Annotated in this window: 3 protein-coding genes; all 3 read left to right on the top strand. The window is 57.3% G+C overall.

Annotated elements, in window-relative coordinates:
- A partial coding sequence (locus Q0510_RS05630; RefSeq protein WP_298709030.1) for a TonB-dependent receptor occupies positions 1 to 3,012 on the top strand: 3,012 nt, incomplete at its 5' end.
- 13 nt (positions 3,013 to 3,025) lie between these two features.
- Entirely contained in the window at positions 3,026 to 4,633 is a 1,608-nt protein-coding gene (locus Q0510_RS05625) for a RagB/SusD family nutrient uptake outer membrane protein (protein WP_298709029.1), read from the top strand.
- Positions 4,634 to 4,665: 32 nt separating this feature from the next.
- On the top strand, positions 4,666 to 5,502 hold an 837-nt coding region (locus Q0510_RS05620), incomplete at its 3' end, for a SusE domain-containing protein (protein WP_298709028.1).

Raw genomic sequence — 5,502 nt, 5'->3', positions numbered from 1 at the left:
CCCGGAGTAAATATCCGCCTCAAAGGCAAACCTGCTGTTGGCACCGTGTCGAACGAAAACGGCGATTTCAGTCTTCAGATCCCTTCCGAAGACGCGAACGGAACGCTCGTTTGCAGTTACATCGGCTTCCTCTCTTCCGAAGTGCCCATCGGCGGCCGGACGGAGCTGACCGTGCTGCTGCGCGTCGATTCCAAAAACCTCGGTGAAGTGGTGATCACGGCGTACGGCTCACAGAAAAAAGGACAGGTGACCGCCGCCATCAGCACTATTTCCACGAAAGATATTGAAAGCCGTCCTGTTACGAATATGTTCCAGGCGCTGCAGGGTACTGCGCCCAACCTCACGCTGCAACAGGCTACCGCCGAGCCCGGGGCTGCGCTGGTACTCAATATCCGCGGCGTGGGATCGCTCACCGGCAATGCACCCCTCATCATTATCGATGGGGTGATGACGCAGGGCGGCGGGTTGCAGAACCTGAATCCCTACGACGTGGAAAGCATTTCCGTGTTGAAAGACGCTGCGTCTTCCGCCATCTACGGTTCGCAGGCCGCCAACGGCGTGATTTATATCACCACCAAGCGCGGTACGAAAGACCAGCGCCCTTCCGTTCACTACAACGGCATGTACGGCTGGCAAACGCCCACGGCGCTGCCCCGCCAGGTGGAAGGATGGGAATATATGTCGCTCAAGAACGAAGCGCTGGTGAACTCCGGCAAAACGCCGCAATACACGCCGCAACAGGTGGCGCATTGGAAAGAGCGCGGTTCCGAACCGGCTTACCTCCGGGAAATGATCCGCCATTCCACCCCGCAGCAAAACCACAGCCTGAGCCTTTCCGGCGGCGGCAAATCCACCAGCTACCTGCTCAGTATGGGTTATGTGAACCAGGGGAATATGCTCGCCAACAAGTATGTACCCGATGAGCTCAACCTCGGTTACCGCCGCTACAACGCCCGCGCCAACGTGAGCGTGGAAGTCAGCAAGTATGTACAGGTGAATGTGAATATGGCGTACACCAAATCCTGGTTCAACCGTCAAAATGCAGACATCGGCCTGCTCATGCGCGATGCGATGCGGACCCCGCGGATCTACCCGGTGAAAGACTCGCTGGGCAACTTCGTGGTGCCGGCGCTGAACAGCAACAACGTCATCGCGCAGCTCGTGAACGCCGGTTACAATAACACCGAGCGCGACAACCTGCTGGGTGGCGTGGATGTTACGATCACCCCGTTGAAGCATGTGAAAGTCAACCTCAACGCTTCCGGTAACTATACCATCAACAACCATTATTACCGGCAGAACAAATACAGCTACGCACCGTATTACACCACAGCCAACCCGCCAATCAACAACCAGCAGTCGAACGCTTCGTACCGCGACCTCACCACCAACGTATATGCCACGGTGGAATATGAGAACACTTTCGCGAAAGACCACTACGTGAAAGCGCAGGTAGGGGGCAGGAGCGATGCGCAGAACGAATATTACGGCCTGCGCGCCACCCGGTACGGGACTACCAACCTCGACAGCGACTGGAGCATCGGCGGCGGGTATATCCCCAAACCAGATGGCACCCTCGATTACGCCACGATCGGCACTTACAACGAGCTGGTGAACCCCAACTTGTTTGCGTTGAATTCACTATTCGGCCGGGTGAACTATGTATTTAAAGACAGATACCTCGCGGAATTCACCTGGCGGTACGACGGTTCTTCCAAACTGGCGCCCGGCCACCGCTGGCAGATGTTCCCGGCGTTTTCGCTGGGATGGCGCGTGACCGACGAGCCTTTCCTCGAAAATCTCCGCGACATCGGCAACCTCAAACTGCGTTATTCCTGGGGTAAGGTGGGCAACTCCAACATCGGCGGGTTCAACTACCTGGCGCGCGTGTCCATCAACCCGAACAAATATCCGTTCAACAATACCGCCAACCCGGGTGCTGACTTCACGCCTTACAACGACCTGCTGGAATGGGAAACTTCCGCCATGGCCAACTACGGTGCCGACGTGGAATTGTTCGATAACAAAGTCGGCGTTTCCTTCGATTACTTCGACAAGCGCACTTCCGGCATTTACCTGTTTGAAGTAGTGCCTGGCACCACCGGTATCGGGTCCAGCCTGCAGAACTCCGGCCAGGTAAGGAACCAGGGTTGGGAAGTGACGGTTTCCTGGCGTGCCAAAACAGGCGCGTTCAACCATAACCTGAGCGCCAACGTGTCGGACAACCTGAACAAAGTGACCAAATTCGGCCAGGAATCTATCCGCGGTTCCGACTTTAGTTACATCATCCGCGAAGGTTTCCCCATCGCTTCCTACTTCGGTTACAAATCCAGCGGCCTGTACCAGAACCTGGACGATTTGAAGAACGCGCCCAAGGTGCCTTTTGCGTTTAACCAACAAGTAATGCCCGGCGATATCCGGTACATCGACCGGAACGAAGACGGTACCATCGATGCGGATGACCGTTTCGTGTTCGGCAATCCTTTCCCGCGGTATACCTTCGGTTTCAATTACAACCTGACCTGGAAGAATTTCGATTTCACCATGTTCTGGCAGGGCGTGGGCAAGCGCTCGCAATACCTGCGCGGCGACATCGTGGAAGCCTTCCATAACAACGAAGACCACGCCATGGTGCAGCACCTCGACCGCTGGACGCCGAACAATCCCGGCGCTTCCTACCCGAGGCTTACCATCGGCACGGCCAACGCCAACAACTTCGCTTATTCCGATTACTGGATGTTCGATACCAAATATCTGCGGCTCAAGAACCTGCAGTTCGGTTACTCCCTGCCCAGGTCCTTTACGGAGCGGGTGAAAATCCAGGGCGCGCGGATTTATGTGACGGGGCAGAACATGCTGACCCTCATGCCGAAGCGCTTCCGCGAGATCGGCGTAGACCCTGAGTTTACGCAGTTCGACGATAAGATGGATTTCTTCAATTACAACGCCATCGCAGGGCGCAACTATCCGAACGCAGCGACCTATGCTTTCGGGATCGACATCAAATTCTGATAAACACACCGTTATGAAACAATTGATCTTCACCATAGCATGCATTTCGTTACTCGCCGCCGGCTGCCGCAAGCTGGAGCAGCCCAATACGCGCGAGTTTACGGAAGAGGCCTATTGGCGCGACGCGCAGGATGCGCTCGATGCGCTGGCCAGCTGCTACGAAAACATGTACGGCGACGGTTTCTACTTCGGGAACGAAGCCCTCAGCGACAATGCCTATGTGGCCGGCGGCGGCTTCAGCGGCGTATCGCTCATAGCAGGCGGGAGCTACGATCCGGCACAGGCCCGCGTTCGCGAGGAATGGAGCTATCACTATTCCGCCATCCGCAAATGCAACCTCGTGGTGCTCAACATCGGGAAGGTGCCGCAGATGGATGAAGCCCTCCGCCGCCGGATCGTGGCGGAAGCCAGGTTTATCCGCGCATGGGCTTATTTCAATATGACCGACCTGTACGGCAGCGTACCTTTCTACCTGGACCTCATCTCCGTAACGGCAGCCCGCACCATCGGCCGCACCAGCCGCGAAGAAGTGACCAAATTCGTGCTCGACGAACTGACCGCCATCCGGAACGACCTGCCCGTAAATACCCAGTACGCGGAAAAAGACCGCGGCCGCATCACCCGTGGCGCCGCCATTGCGCTGGCTGCCAGGGTTCGCCTCTGGAACGGCGAGTGGGACCTGGCCGCACAGGAATACGGGCTGTTGATGGGAAATCAGAACGGGACTTACGGGCTGCTCGGCAGTTATGAGAACCTGTTCAAACCCGCCAACGAGTTCAACAACGAAATCATCCTCGATATCCAATACGGCGGCGGCCGCACCTACAGCACCCAGCGCAGCTTCCTGCCGCAGACGGTGGCGCTGTTGCGCAGCACGCTGGTGCCCACGCAGGACCTGGTCGACGATTACATCATGACGAACGGGAAAGGGATCGCCGAAGCCGGTTCCGGGTATGATGCCAATTCGCCCTACGTAAACCGCGACCCCCGCTTCAAAGCTACGATCATCCATCACGGGGCTACCATCGTGGATTTCAACGGGGCTACCCAAACGATCCTCACGCAGCCGGGCTCCGTGCCGGCTACCAACAGCGTGGACGACCAGGGGGCTTCACCCACCGGGTACTACTTCCGGAAACATTACGATCCTACCGCGCCGAACTATAACTCCGGCCTCAACCTGCCGCTGATCCGCTATGCGGAAGTATTGCTGGGCTTTGCCGAAGCTAAAAACGAACTGGGGCAGCTCGATGCCGATACCTGGAACAAGACCATCCGCGCCCTCCGTATCCGCGCCGGCTTCACCGACGCGGGCGCTACCGAATATCCCGCAGGGGCTGTAAAAGAAACCCTCCGCGACATCGTGCGCCGCGAAAGAAGGGCAGAGCTGGCGTTCGAAGGCATCCGGGTGTTCGACATCCGCCGCTGGAAAACCGCGCAGACCGTTCTGGCCCGCCCGGTCCGCGGGATCAAGGTGGCCTCCGGGGCTTTCAATAAAGACCCCAACGGGTATATCATCGTCGAGGACCGCCGTTTCGAGAACCCGAAACATTACCTCTGGCCGGTACCCACCGCCGAGCGCGACCAGAACAAAAACCTGGGACAGAACCCCGAATGGTAATCCAATTCAACAATCAAATTCAATCGTAAGTCATGTATAAAAGTATTTCCATGGTAACCTTGCTCGTTGCGCTGTTGGCCGGCGGGTGCAAAAAGGACGATTACAAGCTTAACACCAACATCCAGCCGGTAGATAAACTGACCGCGCCGCTCAATAACAAATTTACCAAGCTGCAGCCCGCCACCAGCGCCTTCGAGTGGGACCAGGCCCGGGCGGAAGACGGTTCGCTGGTATTATATGAAGTAGCGTTCGATAAGGAAGACGGCGACTTCAGCAACCCCATCGCCCGGATCCCTTCCGATGGCGGCGGCGTGCAGAACAAACTGAACCTGTCTCACAAAGACCTGAACAGCATCGCCGGCAAAACGGGCATTCCCGCGCTGGGGACCGGTAAAATCAAATGGACCGTACTGGCTTCCAAAGGTTTTAACATCCAGCCAGCAAAAGAGGCCCGGACGATCGAAGTGGAACGCCCGAACGGCTTCGCCGAAATCCCGGTGGATGTATTCCTGACCGGCGACGCTACCGAAGCAGGTGCCGACCTGGCCCAGGCGCAGAAAATGAAATCCGTGACCGCTGGGGTGTTCGAAATCTACACTTCCCTGAAAGACGGCAAATACAAATTCACCGACCGTAACAGCGGTACGCCTAACGTGTTCCCCCTCGATGGCGGCCTGATCCGCGAAGGCGGCGAAAGCACCCACACCGGCGGCACCAAGGTTTACCGCCTGCGTCTCGACTTCAACAACGCCGCGGTAACCGTGACGGAGATCACCGGCATCGGGCTGTGGTTCGCCCCCAACGACCAGATCATGCACGAACTGAGCTACGCCGGCAACGGAGCCTGGTCGTTCGCCGATAAGGTAATT

It is taken from the genome of uncultured Chitinophaga sp., assembly GCF_937874145.1.
Lineage (GTDB): Bacteria > Bacteroidota > Bacteroidia > Chitinophagales > Chitinophagaceae > Chitinophaga.
The sequence above is the reverse complement of the archived record's forward strand: the minus strand, read 5'-3'. Positions and strand labels throughout refer to the sequence as shown.

Excerpts from the sequence above, each read along its gene's own strand:
- Q0510_RS05625 (WP_298709029.1), top strand. The coding sequence starts at position 3,026 with ATGAAACAATTGATCTTCACCATAGCATGCATTTCGTTACTCGCCGCC.